The following is a 25,028-nucleotide window of genomic DNA, read 5'->3' as shown; positions in this document are numbered from 1 at the left end:
ATGATCCGCAACACCTAGGCCATGTTCTCCTGCAGCGCGCGCCGCCACGCCTGTTCGAACAACGCGGGCATCGCGAGCCATGGGATCGGATGGTTGGGCGTGGCCAGATTGGGTTTGTGCACAGGCAGATAGAGCGGCCACTTCCACGTCTCGAAACCGGGTTTCGCGGTCCACGGACCGGGCAGGAACACACTCCGCCCGGCTCTACGTCCGGCGTCCTCCACGACGAGCCCGGCGGCGAGCAGCATCGCCACGGCTTGCCGGTGTCGTGCGGGTTTCCACCGGTTCCAGGTGCGGACATTGCGGTCGGTGGGTGCGGGCAGCGCCAGGATCTGGAGGTAGAGCGCAGCCGCGTCGGAGTCGATGTCGAGTGATTTGCTCACGGTGGAAACCAGTTGTGGCGCACTAAGTGTCGGATCGGTCTCGTAGCTTCCGGCCGGGAGGGCGTCCGGCGCGCAGCGGGCAATCATCTGGTCGGCGTCGTCGCCGAACAGCCAACCCAGGAACTCGCGCGCCGGGCGTCCCTCCCTTGGGGAGAGTGGAATCACCTGGTCGTCGAATTCGGTGAGGCGTGCAGGCCGATAGGTGAGATTCCAGTAGCTCGTCCGCGTGTCCCGAAACGGCCAGGCCACCAGCACTCCGTCGTCGTATAGCCCGCCGGACAGCGGGTCCGGATGACTCGAATCCATTGCGGCATGCCGCAACCGATCGATTCGCTCAGTGTCCGACGTACCCGCCCGTATCAGCAGGTCCTCGTTGCGCATGCGGGCGCGGAGGAGTTCAAGGGTGCGCGGGATCCCGGCGCGAACCAGATCGCCGGCGGGGAGATTGCCGTATGCCCAGCGGCACGTGGTGATCAGCGGCTGCCACAGCCGAATCAGGTCGTCGTAGATCATGTCATCGGTGCTAGTGACGAGCTTGCCGTGGTCGGTGCGGAACTCGGGTGCGGTGCGCACATCGACAGTCAGGGCCGCGAGCTCGTCAGGAGCCGCCAGAATTCGGCAGAGCCGGGTCGGCGCGATGCCCCATTGACTGGAGCCGGGAGCGTGCAAGGCGGCTGTCACGGATACGGCTGCCCTGCAGGTGGATTCCGGGAGCGCCAGTTGTCGGCCGCACTGTTCGATCCAGGCGGCGGCCAACCTTTCGGCGAGGTCCCGCATCGCATGGGGTTTCCAGAGTTCAGCCGGGTCGGCGGGCAGCAGTCCGGTGTAGAGAGCCGGGACGGCACCGGGCCTGCCGTGGCCGTGTAATTCCGAGAGATCGGATACAGCGTCGTACGCCTCGGCCGGGGTCATTCCCTGGACAACGTATTTGTGTTTGTGCCGGGGCGCGGTCCCGATATGACCCCACAGTGCGAGTCTCGCCGCACGCGATGTCAAACCCGTTCTGCGGCTGAGGAGTTCGACGGCGTCGAGATCCTCGGTGACCGGTCCGTGCTCGTCGACCAAGGCGAGTACTGCGCGTAGCTGCTCAGCGTCACCCCAGTGCAGTGGCCGGGGAGCAACCTGGCCGACCACGCCCAAGGGTGGTGGGCCGAGTGCGCCGGTCCGGCGGTCGACGAAGAGCCAAGTTCCGGAATCTCGCGGGTCCAGCCGCACGCTGTATCCACCTGCGGTCCCGGCCACGACGTCCTGTGCCGCGACCGTGCCCACCCGTAACTCCGCTGTCCGATCGGCGAATATCGTTCCGGCCCAAGTCTCGAGCAGGGACAGCAGACCAGTCCGGTCGAGATCGGTGGTGATCGGCGCGACAGCCCGCACCGCGGCGACCTCGATGCGGCCGATCAATGCCGCCCAGCGGAAGCTGCCCAGCGAGTGCGGATTCCATTCGGCCACTTCCGGAATAGAGCCGGTGTATAGCGCATCCGACACGGTGCGGATCGCAGTCAGCATCCCGCCGTGCCCGCGCCCGGTGGAGGGTGCGGCGGCAACGCCGTCCAGTGCCTCCAAAATTCGATAACTGGGGTCCACAGATTCCCTTTCCGGCGTGGTGCCGCTGGTCTCCGCGGCGACACGGAAACGGATGATGTCACAGAGGACCGACGCGGCTCCGGACGTCGTGTTCGGGTGGTATCGAACCAGACTGAGGCGGGGTGGCCGGTGCGTTTCACACGAACGCGTTCGCCAGCGCGTTCGAAGTCAGGCAGGGTGCGGTTGAGGTTGCCCGAATCGGGTCTGCGGCGGTGGGGCGATGCTTAAGTGACCCATATGCGGCATATGTAATGCGTTTCGGTCGGCTGGAAATGCCGCACCGGCGATAGGTCGGAGCCTGCTGTTACGTTGCGATCATGCTCGCGCTTGTAGACCTGCGCGGCTTCCATTGCCTGCACGTCGAACAGTGCCGGGGCATCGGCGAGCACGCCCTCAACGACGACTTGTATGCACTTCGATCCGCAGTCGGTCTCCCGCATCCGGACCGCTGATCGCCAAGACGAACTGCCACTGGTCTCCGCAAGTCTCGGGCTTTGCCGTGGTAAGCGTAAACCGTTCGACACGGGTGCTGGAGTTGCCGTTTGATTCCGCTATGGGATTGGCGCGGAAAAGCACTCGGATCATCCATGTGGACGGAGTGGGCTATCGGTGGGTTGTACCCCCTCCCGACGAACCTGGGCTGACTCTCGTCGTCGAAGCCGCCGACGATCCGGCACAGCGCGTGGTCATCTCGTTCGACGAGGGCACGGTGATAACCCCGGGTCTGGTCGTAGAAGTGATTCGAACCTCGCTCCGCCGGGGATGGACACCCCATCAACGAGCAGTGCAGGTGACTTACCGGTGGGATCCTCTGGCCGCGTCGACCGATCGGGTCACAGCATGAGCGGATGTGACAGCCGCCAGTCAGCGCGATCGCGGCGATAGATCTGGGCGCAGCGATCAACCAGCGCCCCTGGACAGAGTGGTCTATTGAGGACTTGACGATCTATAGGACTATCGCAAGTCGATGGCTGCTGGGCTTCCCTCGCTGGGTGGACGAGGCTGATCGAAATTGATAGTGCCTATTCGACGCGAACGCTGCCTGGCTCCAACTCGCCTGCACCGCACGCCTTCTCGTATCTGACTGTTTGTGAGAAGTGTGTGTCTCCGTCTGGCTACGCTAGATGTCGGGCCCTTTCCGGGGCGGCTGTTGGTCTGCCACCCGGGGCGTGGGCCTGGGGCACCTGATGAGCGTGACGAGGAGTCTGTGATGCCGGCTGCCGACCCGAACATAGTGGCCTGGAGCCATGTCGTCGGAGATGCCACAGCTACCGGGACAGCCTCGCTGGGCGAGCCGTACACGCCCGAAAACCGTTCCCACACGGTGGTGAAAGAGACCATCAGGGGACGGTTGTCCGTCGCCGAGAACGCTTCAGCCACCTACGCTGTCGGCAGTCGCATGGCTTTCGAGGCCGTGCGCACGGACGTGATACGCAACCCCGGATCGGTGGTGGAGGCGTTGAGGCGGAAGCCGTACATCGCCGTCGCGGGACCGGGTGACACTGTCGATTGGTCCGATGACGAGGAAGCCATGCGGATCAGTGGTGTCGACGGGGACGGCCGGCCGCAGCTTTTTGCCGACGTCACCATCGTGATACTCGACCTCACTGATATCGGGAGCAACTCGGACGCACTGGGATACGGGGAGCAACGGGTCGTGTTCCCGCGTGCGGCGGCAACACCGACCGCCCGGATCACCGGGCGCGACACCCGGGAATGGGGAAGGGACCGGAGCGGCAACCTGTCGGTCACCGGCCTCTACCGTGTCCGCGGTACCGAACTGCGGATCAGCAAGACCGACTCGATCAGCCAGAGGATTACCTACCTCGTCGGCAGCACCTACCGCACCGGCACGTACCGCAAAGGCAGCACGCAGGCCGTGTACTACACGTGGTATCAGGTCGAAGACACCGGTGGCTACATCCGCAGCGACTGGTTCGACTGGCTGTAATCCGTCTCGGGATTTCTGATGGCGGAACAAGCGCGATCGTTCAGTCCAGGGCGATTGGGGGGCGCCTGCCCAACTCACTCCAGGTATTCCGCCGAGGCGGTGGGGGCGGAGACCGGTACGCCCCATCTCTGTGTCGCCACCTCCATGGCGGCAACGTAGTCGGGGCTCGAGGGCGGGTTGTGGCTTGAGTTGGCGTATTTCCAGTGCGTGAGATCCTCAGGGGCGGACTGGAAAGGGGTCAGGTAGCGGCGGTAGAGGCATTTGCCCAGGCGCTCTGGATCCTGATCGGGAAGGGCGCGGATTTCGGAGATCAGGCCGACCATGCGGGCCCGCGCGACCGGCTGTGCCGAAAACCACCTCGTGGACCAGTCCGGATAGCATTCGTCGTACCGGTAGCCGAGATGCACGGCATCGGCCAGGACGATGTGCGCCTCCTCCAGCATGTCCTGCAACAACATCGAGGGGTGTTTGGGGCGGTCGCTCAGGCCCGTCGCCGCTCCGGGTAGGTAGTAAAAGGAGGTCGAGTAGGGGCTGACATCCAGCAGCAGTACGCGGCCGGTGGAATCCACCAGCCAGGCGTGCAGGTCTATCACGGGTAGTTTCGACGGGATCTGGTAGGGGCACCAGTCCGAGGAATGGATCGGGTCGCCCACCATCGAGTGCAGGGACTGCCATACCGAGTAGAGTTCTGCGAGCTCCCGCTCCTCGGGGGAAAGCGGCTTCGGCGGCTCGGCCGGGGTGACCGGGATCGGCGGGGTGACTGGGATCGGCGGGGTGACCGGGATCGGCCAGCTGCCGACGGCTCGCAGCTCGCGCGCCGACCTATTCCATACCGAATACCCCGGCGTGACGAACCCGAAGCTCTGCCCCCGCTGGGCTTCTCGCTCGCGGTCATGCAGCAACCGGTCCTGCTGCAGCCACTGCTGTTGGTGGTACTGCTGCTGATAGTGCTGGTTGAGATGATGGTGTTGCTGATGGTGCTGGTGGTAGTGCGGCTGTGGATGGTGCCCCATCCCTTCATGGTGACACTTCGAATTCGATAGGCCCACTCCAATATCGGGAAGGTGCCGATGTGTGCATTCATTGGGATCGTTCAGTATGAGTCGACCTCCAGCAATACCATCCGCCCGCGGTCAGGTCGTCTGGCTCACACCGGATCAGGGCGGCCGCTCGTCCGGGCCGCCGCGAACACCGGTCGATCAGAACTGCGCCGCAACAGCATTCATGCCACTGCACGTGTACACATCGTCCGGTCCGGCACTGTTCTCATCATCACGGAAGGTCCGCGCCCGGTCGGCTACTTTCACGTGACCGAAGTCCTCGACACAGACTCACCCACTCACCCTGCAATCGCCACATAATCGGCAGTCCCAGTTGATCTTCCAGGCCCTGGGCTGGCCGGTTCGGTCAGCGCGGGATAGGCAGTTGAGTGCCCGAGGGTTCGCCGTAGGGCCAGCTCAAAGGTTCCTCCGCCAGGTGGTGATTCGAGGCAGTATGGTCGCGTGATGGTCGATCACGAATCGTCTTGGGCGTGGTGTCTGGCTCGGGGTGAACTGGAATTGTCGCTTCCGCAGCGATGGGCGCATTCCCAGGGTGTCGGGCGAGCGGCGATCGAGGTTGCGGCGAAGCTGGATTGTGACTCGGAATTGCTTGTGGCATCGGCGATTCTGCACGATGTCGGCTATGCGCCCAGGCTCGCGATGACCGGTTTTCACCCGTTGGATGGTGCGCGCTTCTTGCGTGACGAGTACCGGGCCGAGCAACGGCTTACGCAACTGGTCGCCAACCACACCTTTGCTCTGCCGGCATGCCGACCAGCGCAGCGGACCGTATACACGAAATCCTGACCCGCTACGGCCGGGACACGGTGGTCGGGCGGTTCATGCAGCGTGCTGCGGCAGACATCCTCGCGGCAGTCTTCCGCACCGAGGAAGCGCTGGCCGCTCAGCCCAGGTAGGGGTAGTTCCCCGACAGGAAGTGGGCGATCTGCTGACGCATGCTTGCGTGGATGTCGTACTGGTCGAGGTCTTCCGGGCGAACGAAGGCCACCCCGTCGGCTTCGTCGTTGATGGTCGGTTTTCCGCTGACTGGTCGGCCGATATAGCAGTTCTCGTATTGCTGGCGAATCTCGCCGTCGGTGTAGGCCACGATGTGGTTCGGATTGCTGTACACACCAAGGAAACCGGTGATTTCGGCGATAATCCCGGTCTCCTCCCGGCATTCCCGGACTGCGCATTCGGCGGCTGTTTCGCCCAGGTCCATGGCTCCGCCCGGTAGTGCCCACTGGCCGGTGTCGCGGCGGCGCTGAAGCAGAATCGCCCCGGAGTCGTCGGTGACGAGCAGATTGCAGGCCACTACAAGGGAATTCGGCTTGGGAGCTTTCGGGTCGTTGTAGTACTCGATTCTGCCCATGATCTGCCTTTCGTCAGGGTATCCAGGGCTGAGCGCGGGTCCAGATGGCTTCGAAGCTGTCGGAGTAGCTGTCGAACCAGGCGGAGTTGTTGACACGCTCGAGCTGAAATACCGGGTTCGCACTGGCGGGCTGCCCCCAGATATGAGGGTTGACCATAAGATTTCCGTCGTAACGAAACAGCGAGCTGTAGAGGGTCGTGTCATGCAGCCGGAGCTGGCAGCGCTCCTGGGAAAGTAGCGGGCGGTAGTAGCTCAGGGAGGCACGGATTTTCGCCGACGGGGTGTCGCCGATACCTTCCTCGTGGCCACGGGCGTCGACTGCCTGTCCGTTCGGGTCTCCGAAACACAGGCGAACCATCGTCCCCTTCTCTGCCTGTTCAGCAAGCATCTTCACGACCAGGGGGTTGGACTGGACGATGAATGTTCCTGAGAAGACGAGTATGTCAATCTGCTCGGAAGCGTTTCGCAGCAGCGACATCCATATGTCCCGGGGTACCTCGGCGCGGTTGGGATAGGTGGCAACCAGCTCGACGTTTCTGGGCACCGCGGTTGCCTCCGGAATCGGCGGCCACAGGAACTCCTCCTCGATATGGAGGTGCCGAGCGACGCTGCGACGGTGTTTCGGGTGCGGCACCCTGCCACCGATCCATCTGCTGACTGTCTTTGGGTCCACCTCGCACACGTCGGCCAGCGTCTCGGGGCGTATGCCTCGCTGGAGCAGCACGCTCTGTAGCCGCAGGTTCACAGTGTCCATGGAAGCCGACGCACCGCAGGTCGGCAAGGAAATCGCTGCGGGACGCCGGAAACGTCCCAGGACGTCTGCGGCGCGCTTGCAAACGCGGTTACAAGATCCCTTTCCTCGCCGCCACGATGGCTCTGAGCAGCGATGGAACAGGGGCCGAGATGACGTGGCGTACACGAATCTTCAAATTCACCGGCGGCGTGTTCGAACTCCAGAGTTACGGCGACGAGGCCGAGCACTACGCCGGATTCTACTTGGAATTCCTCGGATTCAGCGAAAACGATGGCGAGTACGGACTATCGCAAGGGGCGAATATGCGTTATAAGCCAACAGCATTGGGCTACCTCAGGACCGATGTGTCCGGGATGAGCAAACTCTGGGACGAATCGCAGGTCCGCAGACTGGCCGCCCGACTCGGCTACGACTTCACCGACATGGTCATATACGACCCGAACACAGGACGACCGCCCTTGGCGCGCCTGAAAGCGCAAGTAACCCGCTTACACGCCGAAGCCGTGATCGTTCCCAGCCCCGAGCACTTCGAGGGCGGACAGGTACCTGGATCGCTGGTGCGGCAACTCGACGTGATCACCGTCCACCCCGAGCAAACCTACGCGCGGTGCTCTTCGCCGCCGCTGAGAGACCAACCGACCATCACAGCCGACGGAGACCGAGACCGCCCGTGGTCCCCGTAGCGCAAATGGAGACAATTCGAAACATGCTGTTGCTCAGCGGCTTACGATCGAACAATCGCATAATGGCCGGCACACGCGAGGTGGAACAAATGCAGTACTCCCCTTGGCGGCGAACCTGCGCGACAGGACTCGCCCCCTTGCAGCGAACCATCCTCGAGGAGGAATCAGGCACCCGGCTGAACCGAACGTGGTTACCGGACCTGATCATCGGCCTGCTGCAGACCGAGGGATACGCGCGAGCGGTTCTGAGCGCCTGCATCGACGTGCTCGGTGTCCCGAACGACCTCGACGAGGTCACCAAGACGCGGATGCAGCGGCAACAGGTCCTGGACCATGACGGCCACGAGTTCCGGTTCCTGATCGGTGAAGCGGCCCTGCGTCGAACGGTCGGCACGCACAAGATCATGGCCGAGCAACTGGCCCACCTGCTCGCAGTGATGGACAACCCGCGTATCAGCCTCGGAATCGTGCCGCTGGACGCCGAATTCCGCGCACCCGGTGCAGGATTCGTCCTCCATGACGATTCGGAGGCTTCGACCGAACTGGTCGGCGGAGAAATCGTGATCGACGACCCGGAACAGATCGCTTTGCATGCGAAAACCTTCGACATCCTCGCCGGGCAGGCGAACTACGGAGACGAGGCAAAGCGGTTGATCGAAACGGCGCTGGAGGCGCACCGATCCCGTTGACCCGGTGCGGATCAGGAACTGGACCAGGCGCGTGATCCTGTCGGGCATGATGGGTCCGGTTATGGATAACACCAGTTCCAGCAGCGCCACGCGCCAGATGAGTGCGTTCGCCCCTGGCGTCGGATTCCTAGTCCCACGGAGGGTGTGGTGGATCGCCCTGGCCTTGGTCTTCGAAGATGAACTGATAAGCCCTGCTCAGGAACTCGTACAGCGCGTCATCGTCTTCGAAGTGGATGCCGGTCAGGTCGCTGTAGTCAAACTTGGTGAGGGGCCTGGTCCTGAGCAGCTCGGCGTACTGTGCTTGGACGCGGGCTGGGAAGTCTGGATTGAGCTCGCGGAACCGTCCGGAAGGGTTCGCAATCTGCTCGTGTGCAAGCGCTGACCACTCGTAGAAGAGCTCGTAATCCATCATGCCCAGCAGATACTCGAGCTCCTTTTCCATAGCAGTAATCGTAAGTTGCACCTCGCTGGTACTTGACGCGGTGGTGCCCGATCGCCCCTGTTCTCGGCATGGGCGCGCGTTGGAACTGCTTGCTGGCAATCGGTTTGGACAGTCCGTCAACGCGCGCCCGGTGGTATTTGCAGGATGTTCGCGTCCCGGCCGGGGTTTAGCTCTAATGACGAAACAAGCTGAAAGCTGCGGTGGTCGGGGGCGGGCTCGGATAGTAAGAATGGGTACGTGTCGGAAGATGTCGAGGAGGGCGCCCCTCGCGCGCGTAACCGATCGAGGAGGGCGGGTGACTGCGCCGCGAGATCCTCACCGCGGCCAGCCGGTTGCTGTGCGAGCTCGATTGGGAGGATGGGCTGAGCATTCATAGCGGCTCCGCGCCGCCGCGTCAGAGGCCATCTCCGGTCGATGATCGGGCCGGATGGCTCCTCAGCCGACGCGCCGACATCGCTTGCCGGCCAACGCCAGAGTTCACCGACAACCGATGTCAAGATCACCAGCGTAGCCACGTCCTGGCTCTGATCCGAAAGGTGCGAACTCGTGCGGGAAGAGGTTGTGCCGTCACCGGAGGCTGCGCACCGCGTCGCGGTCCTGAGCTTCGATGGCATCGGGGCGTTCGAGGTGGCGGTAGCGGTGCAGGTCTTCGCCTCGGCGAACGATAACGCGGGCACCGAACTTTACGAGGTCGCCGTGGCCGGACCGGCCGGGCCGACGGTCACCCGAACCGGGCGCGCCAGCAGCTATGCGCTGCTCCCGGACCGGACGTTGGCGTGGGCCGAGTCGGCGCACACCGTCGTCGTGCCCGCTGCCCCAAGGATTTACGATCCACCACCGGAGGTCGCCGCGGCCATGCTGCGCGCGCGAGCCAACGGTGCCCGCATTGTCGCGCTGTGCCTGGGCACGTTCCTCGTAGCCGCGACCGGTCTGCTCGACGGCCACCAAGCGACCACCCATTGGCATTGGGCCGACCAACTCGCCACCGCCCACCCGAAGATCCACGTCCACCCCGAGCGCCTGTTCGTCGCGGACGGTGAGATCTTCACCTCCGGTGGCGGCACCGCGGCAATGGACCTGCTCCTGCATCTGATCGAATGCGACCACGGCTCGGCGCTCGCGACCGAGGTCGCCCGGTTCCTGGTCGCGCCGATCCGTCGCGACGGCGACCAAGCCCAGCGGGCAGGCTGGGACGTTCCCGAGCCGCCCCGCTCCCTGACCGACACCTTGTACTGGGCCGAAGATCATCTCGCCGAGACCCTGACCGTCGCCATGCTTGCCCGGCACGCCGGGATGAGTGTGCGCACCTTCGCACGGCAGTGCCGCGACGCGCTGGGTATCCCCCCGATCGAATGGCTGCAGCGAGCCCGTGTCCGGCGTGCCCAAGAGTTGTTGCAGCGCACCACCTGGACCGTGCAACGCGTCGCCGAAGCCAGCGGTTTCGGCTCCGAATCGGCATTGCGTTACCACTTCACCAGACTTGCCGAGCTGACCCCGGGCGAGTACCGCAGCCGGTTCGGCGCAGCGCGGGGCAAGCGGCCCGCGACGGAGGACGTGGTGACCTGACCGGTGGCCTGATGTTGAACATCTGTGGCCGATAACGAGGCAGCGCATTTGTGGCGCGGTGCTCGAGAATTCGATCATGACTGACGCACTGACCACGATCGGTACCGCAGGCGAGGTCGAACTCGGCGGCAAGAAAGTGTTCCGGATGGCCTTCGGTTCCATGCGCCTGGGCGATCCCATGATCTGGGGGCCACCGGCGGACCGGGAGCAGTCGATCCGATTGGCCCGGCGCGCAATCGAACTCGGCGTCAACCACATCGACACCGCCGACAGCTACGGCCTCGGGACGGTCGAGGACATCCTGCGTGAGGCCCTGCACCCGTACCCGGACGACCTGCTCATCGCTACGAAGATCGGACAGGTGCAGCCGCGGCCCCTCGAGTGGGTGCCGATCGGCCACCCGGCCCTCCTGCGTCACCAGTGTGAGATGAGCCTGCGCCGGCTCGGCGTGGACCGGATCGACCTGCTCTACTTGCATCGCGCCGACCCGAACGTGCCCTTCGCCGACCAGGTGGGCACGATGCGAGAGTTGCAGCAGGAGGGCAAGATCGCGCACTTCGGGCTCTCGGAGGTCACGGTCGAGCAGATCGAAGCCGCGCGGTCGATCATCGATGTCGCTGCCGTCCAGAACATTTACAACCTGACCGTCCGCGGCTGGGACGCCGTCGTCGATTACTGCGCCCGCGAACACATCCCGTTCGTGGCCTGGTGGCCGGTCATGAGCGGCGCCCTCGCGCAACCCGGCGGTGTCGTCGCCGAGATCGCGGCACAAACCGGATCATCGCCTGCGCAGGTCGCCCTGGCCTGGTTGCTGGCCCGCTCCGACATGCTCTGCCCGATCCCCGGCACGTCCTCGATCGCCCACCTCGAGGAGAACGTCGCCGCGGCCGCGCTACGCCTGACCGACGAACAGATCGCCGCCCTCACGGCAGCAGGCAGATCGGACGGCGACTTCACCGGCCCGTATGTCGTGGTGTGATCGGCGCCTTCGAACGCTCGCACCGGAGGCTGGGACGGTCCTGAGTCAAGGGCCGTCGTCCTGCCACAGTCGGTGGAAAACGCACGCAGGGACGGCCTTTCGACCGCGGTGATGGCGCGGATCTTGGATGGATTCCTGATGTCCCAGGCGACTGCTGATCATGGTCGGACTCGACCCATACGACTCGAGTGGATGATCAGCGGCACAAACCCGCGATGAGTAGGCGGACCAGTCGGCGGGCGTTGTAGCGGGGATTGGCGCCGGCGCCCGCGCATAGGCCCCCGACACCGCGCATGAGTTCGTAGGCGTCCTGGCCTGCGGAAATCTCGCCCGATTCGGCTGCGGCATCGAGTAATTGGGTGCACACCGGCACGAGTCGCTCGAGGAAGTAGGAGTGCAGGGGGTCGAAACAGGGGTCGTCGGATTGCAGTACGGTGGCGAGGCCTTGTTTGGTGATCACGAAATCGGTGAACGCCTCGATCCAAATCTGCAGCGCCGCATAGGGACTCGCGCTGTCTGTGAGCAAGGCGGGGCCGGTCTCGGCGAGGGATTCGACCTGATGTCGGTAGACGGCGACGATGAGATCCGCGCGCGTCGGAAAGTGGCGGTAGATCGTCGCCGTCCCGACACGGGCCTGCGCCGCGATGTCGCGGATCGGCGCCTCCACGCCCGAGGTGACGAACACCGTAGCGGCAGCGTCGAGCAAGGTCTGCTCGTTGCGCCGCGCGTCCGCCCGTTTGGGTCGGGTCGCATGTTCGGCGGCCGCTTCGCTGTCTCGCATTGAATCCCTCTCTCCGCTACCGCGATTGATAAACGGGACAGTGTCCCGTATCTTCAACCGGGACGACGTACCGTTTATTCGATGAGTGTAGACGCAGCCGCCGTCGACCCAGTGGAACACCGAGGGGAGTACGAGCCATGTCGACATATCTGCTGGTACACGGAGCCTGGCACAGTGGTCAGTGCTGGGTGCGGGTGGTGCAGCCGCTGGCCTCGGCCGGCCACCGGGTCAGCACACCGACACTGACCGGCTATGGCGACCGGCAGCATCTGCTCGGCCCTCAAGTAGGGCTCGACACCCATGTCGAGGACATCGTCACCCTCCTCGTCGAGGAAGATCTCACCGAGGTGATACTCGTCGGGCACAGCTATGCGGGCCTTGTCATTTCGGCCGTCGCCAACCAGGTACCCGACCGCATCGCGCATCTGGTCTACCTGGACGCCATGGTCCCCGAAGACGGCGAGACCGCCGTCGACGTCCTGCCCGTCACCCAGAGCTTGATCGACCTCGCGCTGCAGTCCGACAACGGCTGGCGAGTCCCGCCGCCACCCGAGCTGCCGCCTCCCGCAGGCCTTTTCGGCGTCACCGACCCCACGGACATCGCGTGGCTACGCACCATGCTCTCCGATCAGCCGGTGCGCTGCCTTCAGCAAGCGGTCCGCCTGGACAACCCCGCCGGCCACTCGATCCCTCGAACCCACATCCACTGCACCGCACGCACATCACAGAGCCCGGACCGCCGCCCAGTCCCGACGACACAACCCAACGGCACTCCGGCGCAGGTCTGGGAACTGCCAACCGGCCACGACTGCATGATCACCATGCCGCTGGAACTCACCGAACTACTCCTGAAACTCAGCTGACCTCATGCCACCAGCGCTGTTGTCGCGAGATTCAGCAGGAAGTTTCGGCTTGCTCCTGACGTAGCGTCAGGTCCTAGCGTCGGGGGTGCCGGCGCGAGGTGCGTCGGTGGAAGTGAGATGGAAGCGGATGGGCGAGACCGGAATCGAGCAGGTGTGGAAGGTCGGTGAGCTTGCGGCCGAGGCCGGATTGACGGTTCGGACGTTGCATCATTACGACCGCATCGGGTTGGTGCGCCCGGCCGGGCGCACCAATACCGGTCACCGGCTTTACACCGAAGCCGATGTGCAGCGCTTATATCAGGTTTTGGCATTGCGCCAGCTGGGTCTGGGATTGGACCAGATCGCGAATGTGCTCGCGGGCACGGTGGCAATGGCGCGAGTGCTGGCCGCGCATCGCGATTATCTGGCTGCTCAGCTGGTTGCGACGCGGGACCTGCATGCCCTGGTAGCGGGGCTGGCGACAACCGCGGAGAACCGGCCCGACATCTCCGCAACTCACTTCCTGGGATTGATCAGGAGGACTGTCATGGTCGACGACACCGTCACGCAATACTTCAGCCAAGAGAATGCGACGGCTTTCACCACCCTCTACTTCGCGCAGCTCGCGGCCCAGCAACGCGCACTGGAGCTTTGGTATGCCGAAGATGCGCAACTCACGGTCGAGGACACTCCGTACGTGGGCACGACGGCGATCTTCGAGCAGCTCGTCCGATTCCCGCAGGCTGGGTACAACGTCAACGCGGTTGAGGTCCAGTCGGATACCGATATCTCTGCGCTCTTTCGGGTGACTGGCAATCTCATGGTGGACGGAGTTCCAGAGGCTCGTCCGTTCGAGATGTCCTTCACGCTGAACCGATACTCGGTGAACGACGCTTACGTTATCGCCAGCCAGACCTTCCAAGGCATCTGAATCGCGATTCGATGATCCCGCCAGCTCGTCGCGTCACGCCATGCCACGAATTGGCTGCAGCCGGTTGATCGTTCGGCGCGCAATCCCGCCCGTTTCGAACCGTGAGGCAGCGCGCGGCGACGGCGTCGGTGAAGTGCCGCGGTTGGTCGGAGTTCGGAATTAGGTGGCCGCGTGGTCTACGTAGTTTTCGCCGACGCGAAGACCATCTCCACGAGGGCATTGTCGGTTCCAGCACAGCGATGCTGGCGAACGCGGCGACAAAGGAGCCGCGCCGATATGTCCGAGGAGTGCAAGCGAAATGACCGAGACCGAGATTATTGCGGGACCGCCGCCGAGTGCGGTGATGGTGCAGTTGTTGGGTGGTTTCCAAGTGTCCCAAGCCATCTACGTGGTCGCCGACCTGGGAGTGGCCACGATCCTCGAACAGGAGGGACCGAAGACCATCGCCGAGCTCGCCGAACGCACCGGCGCCCAGCGTGATCCGTTGCGCCGGCTCCTGCGGGTCCTCGCTCCGCTCGGAGTCTTCACCACCGAAGGCGAGTACGTGGACGTCACGCCGGTCGGCGCCACGTTGTCGGAGAAGCACCCGCAGTCGCTGCACGGCATGGCTCGTATGTGGATGGAAACCCACTACCTGCCTTTCAGCGAGCTCGGCCACAGTGTGCGCACGGGCAGGCCCGGCTCGGACAAGTACCTCGGCGAGCGGTTCTTCGACTGGGTCGCCGCCGACCCGCAGCGAGAAGTCCTGTTCAGTCGGGCGATGGCCGACATCACCGCGAGCCTGCGCACCGGCATGTTCGACGGCTATCAACTCCCGGCAGGGCGCACCGTCGCAGACATCGGCGGATCCGACGGCAGCGTACTTGTCGAACTGCTCACCCAGGACCGCGACGCCGACCGTCGCGGCATCCTGTTCGATCGGCCCACCACCGTGGCCGCAGCTGACCGCACATTGGCCGCCGCCGGCCTCACCGACCGGGTCGAGGTCGTCGCCGGTGACTTCTTCACCGAGGTCCCCGCTGCGGACATCTACGTCCTGAGCTACATCCTCCACGACTGGGACGACCAGGAGAATCGACGCATCCTGGCATCGATCGCGGCCGCGGCTGTCCCCGGAGCCCGCCTGCTGATCATCGAGGGCGTGGTCCCCGACGGCGATGAACCGCACCTGACCAAGGCCATCGATCTGACGATGCTGGGCATGTTGACGGGTAAGGAGCGCACCGAGCAGGAGTATCGCGATTTGCTCCACAGCAGCGGCTTCACCCTCGACCGCATCGTCTCCACACCCAGCCCATTCTCGATCCTCGAAGCCACACTGCGCTGAACCGCGCACCGCGTCATCGAAAGACGGCGTGGGGCGGGACCGGTCGACCGGTCCCGCCCCACATCGCTGAGCAGTAAGGGACTCATTCACTGGACGTGGGATCGGGTTGACCCGCTGTTTCACCGGCTGTATCGGGTTCCGGGATCGCTGCCGCTGCGGTGTGCTGCGGACTGAGCGCGGTGATCAGGCGCTCGACCGATTCGATGGATGTGTCGGCCATTTCGATCGTTGTGCCATCGGGCAGAAGAACTTTCAATGACTTGATCCGGTAGCGGAGGACCCAGTCCCGCAAGATCTGGACGAGCATCTTCACTGCCCCGCCCGCACCCAGTGCTCCGAGTATCAGCCCGGTCATCTCCATCGCCGGGTCGGGCGGCCCTTGCAGAAACCACTCGTCTTTGATGAATGCGCCATTGCCCAAAAGCTTTGTGCGAGTCCAGAGATCGTCCCATAGTGTGTCGCTGGTGCGGTCGTCCGCCCAGTACCTGACCCGCAGTGAATCCTCGACCACGACGAAGCTCGCCGCGATATCGTGCTCGGCCTGTTCCGGCTGGCCCCCGCCGATCGTGCTCACGCCCAAAGCCTGCCACCGTCGACGCGATACCGCCCACCATAGGAGATCCCCCGGTGGTTTACGAGACCGAGCCAGGCTGAAACATCCACCGCGGCCGAACCATTCATTCGGGGAGCATTGTTCCTCCGGTCGTGGACCGACCGGATCGGTAGGCCCCGTCGAGTCGTGTGAGCCATTCGCGCAGCAGGCCGGCTTCGAAGACGCTGAAGCCGGCATCGGTCACCGGGTCGGCGTTGCCGGCGGGGGTGATGATTCCGAGTAGTGACTGCGCACGGTCGGCGATGGGGGAGTGGTCGTCGGCGCGGGGTGTCGGTGGCTCGGTGAGGGCGTCGAGCACCATGTCGCGCAGTGGCCGGATCAGCTGGGCGTGCCGCGCCTGTTCCGGCTGGGTCAGCAGGAGCAGTACCGCGCCTGTCGTGGACGCTTCGATGGCCACCGCGGCCGCCTCGACGGGTACCCGGAGCAGGCCTTGCGCGTTGGCGCGTTCGAGCATGCCGCACAGGATGGCCCGGTTTTCGGTTGCCGCCGCGGGCTGCTGGCCCGGCCGCACGTTTGCGTACATCAGCGTGTAGATGGCGGGGTTGGACAACCCGAACGCGACGTGCGCTTCCCAGCCTCGGCGCAGGTCCTCGATCGGGTCCTCGCTGGGCTCGAACGCGCGTTTTTCGGCGAGGTAGCTCTCGAAGCCGAAGCTGGCGACGGCGTCGAGTAGTCCGTCCTTGTCCACGAAGTGCCGGTACAGCGTGGGTGTCTGAACTCCGGCCGCTGTGGCGACTGCTCGGGTGGACAGCCCGGATGGTCCGGCGGTGGCGAGCAGTTTCACCGCGGCGCTCAGGATGTGCTCGCGTTGATCGTCCGACCCGCCGCTGCGTCGATCGTTCGGTGGCATGGGCCGATGATAACGGCATTCTGTTGACGTTGACAATGACAGTGTCACGGTTCTAGCGTTATCGCTGTCAACAATGTGCGGGGCGGAAGGGTCCGCCCGACATGACCGAGACCGCAGGCTCGCGCGAATTCCCCACCGGCCCTGCATGACCCAAGGATCTGACATGCCATTCGTTCACGTCGCCATCGCCTACTACTCCGGCTACGGCCACACCCTCGAGCTCGCCAGGGCCGTCCACGCCGGTATCGAATCGGTGCCCGAGGCTCGCGCCGACATCGTCGACGTAGCCGAGATGACAGACGCGAAATGGGCCATCCTCGATGCCAGTGACGCGATCATCTTCGGAACACCGACCTACATGGGATCGGCATCCGGGGCGTTCCACGCCTTCGCCGAAGCGACCTCGAAGCGCTGGATGACCCAGCAATGGCTGGACAAACTCGCCTCCGGTTTCACCAACTCCGGATCGATGAGCGGCGACAAGCTGCACACGCTGCAGTACCTGGCCCTGCTGGCCGCGCAGCACGGCATGCACTGGGTCAGTCTGGGTCTGCTGCCCGGCTGGAACACCACCACCAGCAGCGAACACGATGACAACCGACTCGGCTTCTACCTCGGCGCGGGCGCCCAAACCTGGAACGACCAAGGCCCGGACGCCGTCCACAAGGCCGACCTCACCACCGCACGCCACCTCGGAGCCCGGGTCGCAACCCAAGCCCTGCGTTACCAACATTCGGTCGCGTCCTAGATCTGCAAAACTCTCGACAACGGTGGGTTCGGGCGGCCCGGATCGGCAGTCCCGGCCCGCCGCCATCAGGGTCGCTGTCCCCGAAGCAACTCTTCAAGCTTCCCGACTCGTGGGGCCCGCCGGGTCCTCGACGATCGGCAGTGTCGCAGACCTGCTCGCTTTCGGACGCACACATCTCTGCGATGGTGTGGCTCCTTCCGGAAAACGGGTGCTGTCAACGGAATCGACGGCCCGCATGCAGACCATCACCCAGAGCATGGGCACCGTGCACGTGCCGCCGATCGGGCTGGGCTGGTTGCTGATGCCGTTCGGGGACATCACGGTGCTGCCGCACTCGGGCGCCTCCCCGGGCGGGGTGACGGTGCTGGTCGCGGTGCCCGGCCACGATCTCGTGTTCGCCGCGTACGGCAATGGCGCGCGCGATGGCGCTGTTCGACCGAATCCTGTTGTCACTCTTGCGTGATCGGCTCGGCGTCGCCGTGCCCGACCTGATCACCGGGCCGATCGAAGTCGCGGACCTGACCCCGTATGCCGGCACCTACCGGTCGAATCAGATGCGCGTGGACGTCCGGGTGGTCGACGGCGAGCTCGAGGAGACCGCCACCTACGAACCGGCCGACGAGGTGCAGCGCGGGATCTTCACCGCATTCGCCGGCGGCAGTGTCCCGTCCATGGCACGCCGGTTCGTTCCGGTCGGCAAGGACCTGTTCGCCCCGGCCGGATTGCCGCTGGAAATGTTCACCGGCTACTCGCGCCAAATGCTGTTCTCCTACCACGACATTCGCGAGGTCCAGGCCCGCTACCGCTCGGCCGGCGGCCGAATGACCCGCAGGGCATGAGAGCGGCCGGGGGTCTGCGGATTGGTGACGTTGTGCCCGTGGTTCCGGTCGTTGGCCCCTGTCGATGACCGGTTCCCGAGAGGGATTGTGGGGCAGTGGACGCAGACAGTCCCGAGTCGAGGAGGTGGGTGTCGTGAACATGCAGTCGCCGATGATGCAGATGTGCCACGCGATCATGATGTGGCTTCAGGCCCAAGGGATCTGCCCGCCCATGACGATGCAGATGTGAAGGTGCCCGACGCGGCGATATCCGTCGCGGAGAGGTGAACAGCCATGATGTGGAATGACGGTTACAGCTGGGGCTGGGGTGGCTGGGTCGTGATGGGCGGGATGATGATCCTGTTCTGGGCCCTCGTCATCGTGATCGGCCTCGCTGCCGTGCACTACCTGCGCACCACTGGCAGCGCCGGTCGATCCGATATGGGCGGCGGGAGCGGCCCGGGGTCCGGCGAGGCGTTGCTGGCGGAGCGGTTGGCGCGCGGTGAGATCGACGAGAACGAATACCGCAAGCTGCTCTCGGTATTGCGCGAGACCAAGCCCTGACCGGGCGCCGGAAACTGTTGCGGTTGCGGGACTTTCCGGGATCAGCCGCGCCGGATTGCGTTCGATGGTCTCGCCTATTTGCGAGTATTACGCCGTCGAGCTGTGCCTGCCGAAGGTGCCGTGGCCGGCGAGTCCGCCCAAGAGTGCGTCGACGAGGCGTCCGGGCAGGTCCGGGTCGAGTGGTTCGCGGGTGAATGCGACCTTGAAATGTATTGGGGCGACCAGCATTTCGATGGCGAGACGAACGTCGGTGCTCGCCGGCAGCTCGCCTCGTTCGATCGCCCGCTTCACGATCTGGCTCGAGTGTGCGAAGCGGGTGGTCCAATACCGATTGCGCGCTTCGCTGGCCGCGGGGTCGTCGCCTGCGGAGGCCAGTGCTCTGTCGAAAGCCGCGCCGACCGGGCTGCTCAGGTAAACCACGAGGTGGTCGGCGTAGGTGATCAGGTCCTGGCGAAGGGATCCGGTGTCCGGTATCGGGGCCAGTCCTTCGGCTTCGTCGAGTAAGGCATCGATCATGAGGTTCTCTCGTGTACCCCACCGTCGGTAGATCGAGGTCTCATGCACCCCCGCCCGCGCTGCGACGTCGGCGATTGTCAGCGCGTCCATGCCGTGTTGGTGCAGTACCTCGAGAGTGATGTCGAGGACCGCGCGGCGGATGCGAGCGGAACGACCGCCCGGGCGGCGGCGGATTCCTTGGTCGCTCATGAATTCACTCTAACGCTAGGCACTTGCGTTAGAGGCGTGACCCGGCTCATACTGCGCTAAAGCAAGTTACTGGACTTTAAGAAGGCGGATCGGCCATGAGATCGCAACCCAGTGCGCAGATCATCGAACGCAGCGAGACGGCGAACGGAATACACATCGGGTGGGACGTCTCCGTGCCGATGTCGGACGGCACGGTCCTGCGAGCCGACGTGTTCCGCCCCGACGACGAGGGCGTATATCCGGTTCTGATGACGCTCGGCCCGTACTCCAAAGGCCTTGCGTTCCAAGAAGGTTTCGCACCGATGTGGCACCAGCTGATCAGCGCGCACCCGGACGTGGCGGCCGGTTCGACCAACCGCTACCAGGTGTGGGAGACCGTCGACCCGGAGAAGTGGGTGCCCGACGGATACGTCTGCATCCGCGTCGACTCCCGAGGCACCGGCCGCTCGCCGGGACTACTCGACATGCTCAGCGAACAAGAGTCCCGCGACTACTACGAAGCAATCGAGTGGGCGGGCACCCAGGATTGGTCGAACGGCCGAGTGGGCCTGCTCGGGATCTCCTACTACGCGGCCAATCAATGGCAGGTCGCTGCCCTGCGGCCACCGCACCTGAGAGCCATCTGTCCATGGGAAGGTTTCACCGACTTCTACCGGGACCTCAACCGGCACGGTGGCATCCTGACCCGCTTCGGCCAGGCCTGGCAGGAACACCAGATTTTCACCGTGCAGCACGGAGTCGGCGAACACGGGCGGCGTAACCCCAACAACGGTGAGCTGGTCGCCGGACCACCGACGCTGACCGCCGGCGAACTCGCGGCGAACAGAGTCGACTCGATCGGAGAAGGCAAGCGCCGGGAGCTGATCGACGAATTCAGTTGGGCTCGAACACCGGATCTGACCCGGATCGAAGTGCCGATGTTGTCCGCGGCGAACTGGGCGCACCGACTGCACACCCGCGGCAACTTCGATGCCTGGGCCAAGGCGTCCTCACCGCAGAAATGGCTGGAAGTGCACGGTCACGAGCACTTCGCCGAGTTCTACACCGACTACGGTGTCGACCTGCAGAAGCGATTCTTCGGCCATTTCCTCAAGGATGAAGCGACCGGCTGGGAAGACCAGGCCCCGGTGCGGCTGAATGTGCGCCACCTCGACGGCTCGTTCGAGGGCCGCGACGAACAGGAATGGCCGCTGGCCCGCACCCGGTGGACTCGGTTCTACCTCGACGCCGCCTCCGCAACCATGAGCCCGACCGAACCGCTCACCGAGGACACAATCGAATTCTCGGCGCTGGGATCAGGTGCCGAATTCTGGACTGTGCCGCTGAGTGAGCCATTGGAGATCACCGGACCGGCCTCGGCCCGGGTTCGCCTCGCCTCCTCGACCACCGATGCGGACCTGATCGTCACTCTGCGAGTTCAGGATCCCGACGGGAACGAGATCTCGCTGCAGGACGCGATCGATCCGCACGGCGTGCTCGCCGTCGGCTGGCTGCGTGCATCGCATCGCGAGCTCGACGAGAAGGCCAGTCTCCCGTACCGCCCGTGGCATCGGCACACGAGCAAACAGCCGCTCATTCCAGGTGAGGCCGTCGATCTCGATGTGGAGATCTGGCCTACCTCCCTCGTCGTCCCGCCCGGCTATCGGCTCGGTGTCACGCTGGCCGGTCGCGACTTCGAAATGCCAGGCGACGGACCGTGGCCGGTGGTCTACGGAATTCAGATGCGCGGCAACGGATTGACCCCGCACGACGACCCGGACGACCGTCCCGCCGGAATCTTCGACGGCACGACAACGGTGCACACCGGCCCGGACTCGCGAACCTCACTGCTGCTCCCCGTGATCCCCATCCAGAAGTAAGGCCTCATCATGCGACGAATCATCGACCTGTCGGTCACCCTGCAAACGGGCATCGCCTCCGACCCGCCCGGGCATTTGCCCGAGATCGAGTACATCGACCATCAGCACACGAGGCAGGACCTGCTGCAGAGCTTCCCCGGCGCGCAGGTCGAGGACCTGCCCGACGGCGAAGGCTATGCCTTCGAACGGATTCGGCTGTCCACTCACAACGGCACGCACCTCGATGCGCCCTATCACTACGCGTCCACCATGGATGGCGGCAAACGAGCGATCACGATCGACGAGGTCCCGCTCGACTGGTGCTTCGGGCGCGGCGTCAAACTCGACTTCCGGCATTTCACCGACGGCTATGTCGTCACCCCCGACGATATCGACCGTGAACTCGACCGGATCGGCCACACGCTCGCCCCACTCGACATCGTCCTGGTCAACACCGCCGCCGGCGCCCGCTACGGTTACGACGATTATGTGAATACCGGCTGCGGCATGGGCCGCGAGGCGACGCTGCACCTGCTTGGTCAAGGCGTCCGGGTTACCGGCACCGATGCCTGGGGCTGGGACGCGCCATTCGTCTACACCGCCCGGCGATACGCCGAAACCCATGACGCGAGCATCATTTGGGAAGGTCACCGCGCCGGACGCGAAATCGGGTACTGCCACATCGAGAAGCTCGGCAACCTGGAAGCGATTCCCGCACTGGGTTTCCAGGTGGCCTGTTTCCCGGTGAAGATTCATCAGGCGTCGGCCGGATGGACCCGCGCGGTGGCGATCTTCGACGAGGAGCAGGCATGAAAATCGGTTCCCTGCTCGTCGACGGCGTCCAGCGCTACGGCATCGTCGACGGTGATCGCATCGACCTGCTGACACAGTCCGCCGACCTCTTCGAGGTCCTCGCGAGCGGTACCGCCGAGGATGCGACGGACGGTCGATCACTACCCTGGACCTCGGAATCGGCTGTGGCAGTGCCGGTTCCGATCGCAAGCATTCGTGATTTCATCACCTTCGAACAGCACACGGCAGGCTCGCTGCGTGCCGTCACCGGGGCAGGGGAGATTCCGCCCGCCTGGTACGAGGCGCCGGCCTTCTACTTCAGCAACCCCCATGCGGCGATCGGTTCGGGCACACCGGTTCCGATGCCGCCGGGGTGCGAGGTGCTGGACTTCGAGTTGGAAGTCGCCGCTGTGATCGGCATCGCGGGCTACAACCTGACGGTGGAGGAGGCCTTCGATCACGTCGCAGGATTCACCATCTTCAACGATTGGTCCGCACGCGATCTGCAGGGACGCGAAATGCGGGTGGGCATGGGGGCGGTGAAAGGTAAGGACACCGCCACCACCCTCGGTCCGGTCCTCGTCACCCCGGAGGAGCTCGCCGACTACCAGGTCGGTGGTCACTTCGACCTCGCCATGGAGGTCTTCGTCAACGGCACCCGCATGGGCGGCGACACCCTCGCGAACATGGCCTGGAACTTCGCCGAACTGATCTCCTACGCCAGCCGGGGCACCTGGGTGCGACCCGGCGACGTACTCGGCTCCGGCACCTGCGGCGGCGGATGTCTCGCCGAACTGTGGGGATGGGCCGGTGAGCGGCAACCGCCCCCGCTGCGCATCGGCGACACCGTGACCATGACCGTGGCAGGGATCGGCACGATACACAACACGGTGACCGCCGGCCCACCCCTGCATCCGGTTCCCCCGGCCACCCGCAGGCCCGTCTCCGCACCACCCGACAGCCTTCGCCCGCCCGGACAGGACCGCGGGCAATGAACGCGACCTCCGCCGATACTGCAGCGGGGCAGGCGAATCCGCAACCGGCCGGGACGCGGCGATGGCCGGCAAGTCTCAGTGGGTGCCGTCGCCGGCCGATATCGCGAGCGCGCAGATCACCGAACTGATCTGGCCCGGCGCGGCCCCGCGATTCGACCACCTACTGACCTGAAATGTCCCGATCCTGCCCTGGTTCGTCGATCGAGAAGCCTGTGAACATCACGTCTGTGTACCAGAACGCTGCAAGTTTGCCTGAGATTAGCGAGGTAGGACCGTAGTTGTCCTAGATCGATTTTAGGTTGGCGATCATGACCGAATCAGTGAGTCCTTTCCGGATCGATGTACCTCAGCACCAACTCGATGAGTTGCAGGCACGGTTGAGCGCGATGCGCTGGCCGCGGGCGTTGCCCGGCGACGACTGGGACAGTGGGGTTCCGGTCTGGTGGTTGCGGGAAATGGTCGAGTACTGGCGTACCGGGTACGACTGGCGTGCAATCGAGAAGCAGCTCAACGCCTATCCGGGGTTCATCACCGAAATCGATGGGCAGCGCATCCATTTCCTGCATATCCGCTCGGCCGAGCCGGACGCGCTGCCGCTGATCCTGACTCATGGCTGGCCGGGGTCGTTCGTGGAGTTCCTCGACATGATCGGGCCGTTGACCGATCCGGCCGCGCACGGCGGTGACCGCAGGGATGCGTTCCATGTCGTGCTGCCGTCGCTGCCCGGGTTCGGATTCTCCGGGCCCGAAGTGGTGCCCGAGTGGGACAACTACCGCACCGCTCGCGCCTGGGTCGAGTTGATGACGCGCCTGGGCTACGACCGGTTCGGGGTGCAGGGCGGCGACGCCGGTGGCGCGGTGAGTCCGTTGGTCGCGCAGGCGGCGCCGGATCGAGTGGTCGGCGTGCATCTCAACGGCGCGCCCGCACCCATGGCTCCCGGACCGCTTACCGCCGCCGAGATCGCGCAGTTGTCGGATCAGGAACAGCAGATCATCAAGGGGATGGGGGAGGCGATGGCGTTGGGCGCGGGCTACATGGCCGTGCAGACGACCAGCCCGCAGACCCTCGCCTACGCGTTCACCGACTCCCCGGTCGGGCAGCTGGCGTGGATCATGGAGAAGTTCAAGGCCTGGACCTTCCCGGAAGAAGCATTACCCGACGAGGTGATCGACCGCGACCGCCTGCTCACCAACGTAATGCTGTACTGGCTCAACGCCGCCGCGGGTCCATCGGCGTATCAGACCTACCATCAGCGCGGTGGATGGGGCTCGGAACCGAATTCCGGTATACCGACCGGCGTCATCCAATTCGCGGTCGATTGGGGGATCCGCAAGGTCGCCGAAACCTCCCACACCATCGTCCGCTGGACCGAAATACGTGACCGCGGAGGCCATTTCGCCGCACTCGAAGAACCGGAACTACTCACCACCGACATCCGCGCCTTCTTCGGCCCGCTCCGCAACTGATCCACCCGCCTCTCGCCGAACATCGACGGTCTCGTCCTGCGTGACGGGAAAGCGGTTGTCCGCACGAACCACTTCGATCCGCTGCCGATCTTCGCCACGGTTGCCGAACATCCCTCGGTGCGGTGGGCCACCGTCTCCGAGGGCTCCCAGTGCAAGACCTCGGTAGGTGACAGCATCCGACCAGTGATGACATCCGACCGTTGATCAGACAGCGACAACCCTGTTCCTTCCGAGAGATTCACGCACCGCCGCCAGTCTATGACGGCTCCAAGCCACCACAGCTATTGCCCAGCATCCCAAATATTGCAGTGC

The 25,028-nt window shown here is 64.6% G+C and carries 27 protein-coding genes; 18 read left to right on the top strand and 9 right to left on the bottom strand.

Annotated features, from left to right (window positions below; genetic code table 11):
• Nucleotides 1-14: 14 nt before the first annotated feature.
• Nucleotides 15-1,970, bottom strand: coding sequence for a hypothetical protein (locus ACIP5Y_RS25795; RefSeq protein ID WP_400353528.1), 1,956 nt, complete (start codon nt 1,968-1,970; stop codon nt 15-17).
• A 317-nt stretch (nt 1,971-2,287) separates the two neighbouring features.
• On the opposite strand from ACIP5Y_RS25795, the gene ACIP5Y_RS25790 reads away from it, so the two are divergent.
• A complete protein-coding gene (locus ACIP5Y_RS25790) occupies nt 2,288-2,422 on the top strand; it encodes a hypothetical protein (protein ID WP_400353527.1) in 135 nt (44 codons plus the stop codon).
• 758 nt (nt 2,423-3,180) lie between these two features.
• Nucleotides 3,181-3,921, top strand: a complete 741-nt coding sequence (locus tag ACIP5Y_RS25785; protein ID WP_400353525.1) for a hypothetical protein — start codon at nt 3,181-3,183, stop codon at nt 3,919-3,921.
• 74 nt (nt 3,922-3,995) lie between these two features.
• On the opposite strand, the gene ACIP5Y_RS25780 is transcribed toward ACIP5Y_RS25785, so the two are convergent.
• Entirely contained in the window at nt 3,996-4,934 is a 939-nt protein-coding gene (locus tag ACIP5Y_RS25780) for a hypothetical protein (RefSeq protein WP_400353523.1), read from the bottom strand.
• Between the two features lie 492 nt (nt 4,935-5,426).
• On the opposite strand from ACIP5Y_RS25780, the gene ACIP5Y_RS25775 reads away from it, so the two are divergent.
• The gene (locus tag ACIP5Y_RS25775) at nt 5,427-5,768 is read left to right on the top strand and encodes an HD domain-containing protein (protein ID WP_400353521.1); all 342 of its coding nucleotides are present in this window, start codon (nt 5,427-5,429) and stop codon (nt 5,766-5,768) included.
• Between the two features lie 97 nt (nt 5,769-5,865).
• Here the strand turns inward: ACIP5Y_RS25775 and ACIP5Y_RS25770 are convergent, their stop codons facing one another.
• Nucleotides 5,866-6,333, bottom strand: a complete 468-nt coding sequence (locus tag ACIP5Y_RS25770) for an NUDIX hydrolase (protein WP_400353518.1) — start codon at nt 6,331-6,333, stop codon at nt 5,866-5,868.
• Between the two features lie 13 nt (nt 6,334-6,346).
• Nucleotides 6,347-7,087 carry an XRE family transcriptional regulator gene (locus tag ACIP5Y_RS25765; RefSeq protein WP_400353516.1) on the bottom strand — a complete coding sequence of 247 codons (741 nt, stop codon included), beginning with the start codon at nt 7,085-7,087 and terminating at the stop codon, nt 6,347-6,349.
• 116 nt (nt 7,088-7,203) lie between these two features.
• On the opposite strand from ACIP5Y_RS25765, the gene ACIP5Y_RS25760 reads away from it, so the two are divergent.
• Both ACIP5Y_RS25760 and ACIP5Y_RS25755 read left to right on the top strand, forming a co-directional pair.
• On the top strand, nt 7,204-7,770 hold the full coding sequence (locus ACIP5Y_RS25760) for a hypothetical protein (RefSeq protein ID WP_400353514.1): 567 nt from the start codon (nt 7,204-7,206) through the stop codon (nt 7,768-7,770).
• A 62-nt stretch (nt 7,771-7,832) separates the two neighbouring features.
• A complete protein-coding gene (locus ACIP5Y_RS25755) occupies nt 7,833-8,459 on the top strand; it encodes a DUF5753 domain-containing protein (RefSeq protein WP_400353512.1) in 627 nt (208 codons plus the stop codon).
• A gap of 127 nt (nt 8,460-8,586) precedes the next feature.
• On the opposite strand, the gene ACIP5Y_RS25750 is transcribed toward ACIP5Y_RS25755, so the two are convergent.
• Nucleotides 8,587-8,901: a hypothetical protein gene (locus ACIP5Y_RS25750; protein ID WP_400353510.1), complete on the bottom strand. Its 315-nt coding sequence runs from the start codon at nt 8,899-8,901 to the stop codon at nt 8,587-8,589.
• Between the two features lie 546 nt (nt 8,902-9,447).
• Between ACIP5Y_RS25750 and ACIP5Y_RS25745 the strand changes: the two genes are divergently transcribed.
• Both ACIP5Y_RS25745 and ACIP5Y_RS25740 read left to right on the top strand, forming a co-directional pair.
• Complete coding sequence (locus tag ACIP5Y_RS25745) at nt 9,448-10,467, top strand: GlxA family transcriptional regulator (RefSeq protein WP_400353509.1); 1,020 nt, start codon at nt 9,448-9,450, stop codon at nt 10,465-10,467.
• A 76-nt stretch (nt 10,468-10,543) separates the two neighbouring features.
• Nucleotides 10,544-11,446 (top strand): aldo/keto reductase, encoded by a 903-nt coding sequence (locus ACIP5Y_RS25740; RefSeq protein ID WP_400353507.1) that lies wholly within the window; start codon nt 10,544-10,546, stop codon nt 11,444-11,446.
• Between the two features lie 196 nt (nt 11,447-11,642).
• On the opposite strand, the gene ACIP5Y_RS25735 is transcribed toward ACIP5Y_RS25740, so the two are convergent.
• A complete protein-coding gene (locus ACIP5Y_RS25735) occupies nt 11,643-12,227 on the bottom strand; it encodes a TetR/AcrR family transcriptional regulator (protein ID WP_400353505.1) in 585 nt (194 codons plus the stop codon).
• A 137-nt stretch (nt 12,228-12,364) separates the two neighbouring features.
• On the opposite strand from ACIP5Y_RS25735, the gene ACIP5Y_RS25730 reads away from it, so the two are divergent.
• The 3 genes from ACIP5Y_RS25730 (at nt 12,365) to ACIP5Y_RS25720 (ending at nt 15,327) form a co-directional block, all read left to right on the top strand.
• Nucleotides 12,365-13,090, top strand: coding sequence for an alpha/beta fold hydrolase (locus tag ACIP5Y_RS25730; protein WP_400353503.1), 726 nt, complete (start codon nt 12,365-12,367; stop codon nt 13,088-13,090).
• Between the two features lie 127 nt (nt 13,091-13,217).
• A complete protein-coding gene (locus ACIP5Y_RS25725; RefSeq protein WP_400353501.1) occupies nt 13,218-14,000 on the top strand; it encodes a MerR family transcriptional regulator in 783 nt (260 codons plus the stop codon).
• Nucleotides 14,001-14,298: 298 nt separating this feature from the next.
• Nucleotides 14,299-15,327 (top strand): methyltransferase, encoded by a 1,029-nt coding sequence (locus ACIP5Y_RS25720; protein ID WP_400353499.1) that lies wholly within the window; start codon nt 14,299-14,301, stop codon nt 15,325-15,327.
• A gap of 82 nt (nt 15,328-15,409) precedes the next feature.
• On the opposite strand, the gene ACIP5Y_RS25715 is transcribed toward ACIP5Y_RS25720, so the two are convergent.
• The gene (locus ACIP5Y_RS25715; RefSeq protein ID WP_400353497.1) at nt 15,410-15,901 is read right to left on the bottom strand and encodes a hypothetical protein; all 492 of its coding nucleotides are present in this window, start codon (nt 15,899-15,901) and stop codon (nt 15,410-15,412) included.
• A 103-nt stretch (nt 15,902-16,004) separates the two neighbouring features.
• Nucleotides 16,005-16,790 carry a TetR/AcrR family transcriptional regulator gene (locus ACIP5Y_RS25710; protein ID WP_400353495.1) on the bottom strand — a complete coding sequence of 262 codons (786 nt, stop codon included), beginning with the start codon at nt 16,788-16,790 and terminating at the stop codon, nt 16,005-16,007.
• 163 nt (nt 16,791-16,953) lie between these two features.
• Between ACIP5Y_RS25710 and ACIP5Y_RS25705 the strand changes: the two genes are divergently transcribed.
• From ACIP5Y_RS25705 to ACIP5Y_RS25690, 4 genes are all read left to right on the top strand, one after another.
• On the top strand, nt 16,954-17,538 hold the full coding sequence (locus ACIP5Y_RS25705) for a flavodoxin family protein (protein WP_400353494.1): 585 nt from the start codon (nt 16,954-16,956) through the stop codon (nt 17,536-17,538).
• Between the two features lie 208 nt (nt 17,539-17,746).
• Nucleotides 17,747-18,001 carry a hypothetical protein gene (locus ACIP5Y_RS25700; RefSeq protein WP_400353492.1) on the top strand — a complete coding sequence of 85 codons (255 nt, stop codon included), beginning with the start codon at nt 17,747-17,749 and terminating at the stop codon, nt 17,999-18,001.
• On the top strand, nt 17,961-18,377 hold the full coding sequence (locus ACIP5Y_RS25695) for a hypothetical protein (RefSeq protein ID WP_400353490.1): 417 nt from the start codon (nt 17,961-17,963) through the stop codon (nt 18,375-18,377). Before ACIP5Y_RS25700 ends, ACIP5Y_RS25695 begins: the two co-directional genes overlap by 41 nt.
• A 273-nt stretch (nt 18,378-18,650) precedes the next feature.
• Nucleotides 18,651-18,920, top strand: coding sequence for an SHOCT domain-containing protein (locus ACIP5Y_RS25690; RefSeq protein WP_400353488.1), 270 nt, complete (start codon nt 18,651-18,653; stop codon nt 18,918-18,920).
• Nucleotides 18,921-19,007: 87 nt separating this feature from the next.
• Here ACIP5Y_RS25690 and ACIP5Y_RS25685 read toward each other — a convergent pair whose 3' ends face one another.
• Nucleotides 19,008-19,625 carry a TetR/AcrR family transcriptional regulator gene (locus ACIP5Y_RS25685; protein WP_400353486.1) on the bottom strand — a complete coding sequence of 206 codons (618 nt, stop codon included), beginning with the start codon at nt 19,623-19,625 and terminating at the stop codon, nt 19,008-19,010.
• A gap of 95 nt (nt 19,626-19,720) precedes the next feature.
• Between ACIP5Y_RS25685 and ACIP5Y_RS25680 the strand changes: the two genes are divergently transcribed.
• The 4 genes from ACIP5Y_RS25680 (at nt 19,721) to ACIP5Y_RS25665 (ending at nt 24,716) form a co-directional block, all read left to right on the top strand.
• On the top strand, nt 19,721-21,484 hold the full coding sequence (locus ACIP5Y_RS25680) for a CocE/NonD family hydrolase (protein WP_400353484.1): 1,764 nt from the start codon (nt 19,721-19,723) through the stop codon (nt 21,482-21,484).
• A gap of 9 nt (nt 21,485-21,493) precedes the next feature.
• Nucleotides 21,494-22,276, top strand: a complete 783-nt coding sequence (locus ACIP5Y_RS25675) for a cyclase family protein (RefSeq protein ID WP_400353483.1) — start codon at nt 21,494-21,496, stop codon at nt 22,274-22,276.
• Nucleotides 22,273-23,250, top strand: coding sequence for a fumarylacetoacetate hydrolase family protein (locus tag ACIP5Y_RS25670; RefSeq protein WP_400353481.1), 978 nt, complete (start codon nt 22,273-22,275; stop codon nt 23,248-23,250). Before ACIP5Y_RS25675 ends, ACIP5Y_RS25670 begins: the two co-directional genes overlap by 4 nt.
• 308 nt (nt 23,251-23,558) lie before the next feature.
• Nucleotides 23,559-24,716, top strand: a complete 1,158-nt coding sequence (locus tag ACIP5Y_RS25665; RefSeq protein WP_400353480.1) for an epoxide hydrolase family protein — start codon at nt 23,559-23,561, stop codon at nt 24,714-24,716.
• The last annotated feature ends 312 nt before the right edge of the window (nt 24,717-25,028 follow it).

It is taken from the genome of Nocardia sp. NPDC088792 (assembly GCF_044750615.1).
Taxonomy (GTDB): Bacteria; Actinomycetota; Actinomycetes; order Mycobacteriales; family Mycobacteriaceae; genus Nocardia.
Note: the sequence above shows the minus strand (reverse complement) of the source record. Positions and strands in the feature narration are given on the sequence as shown.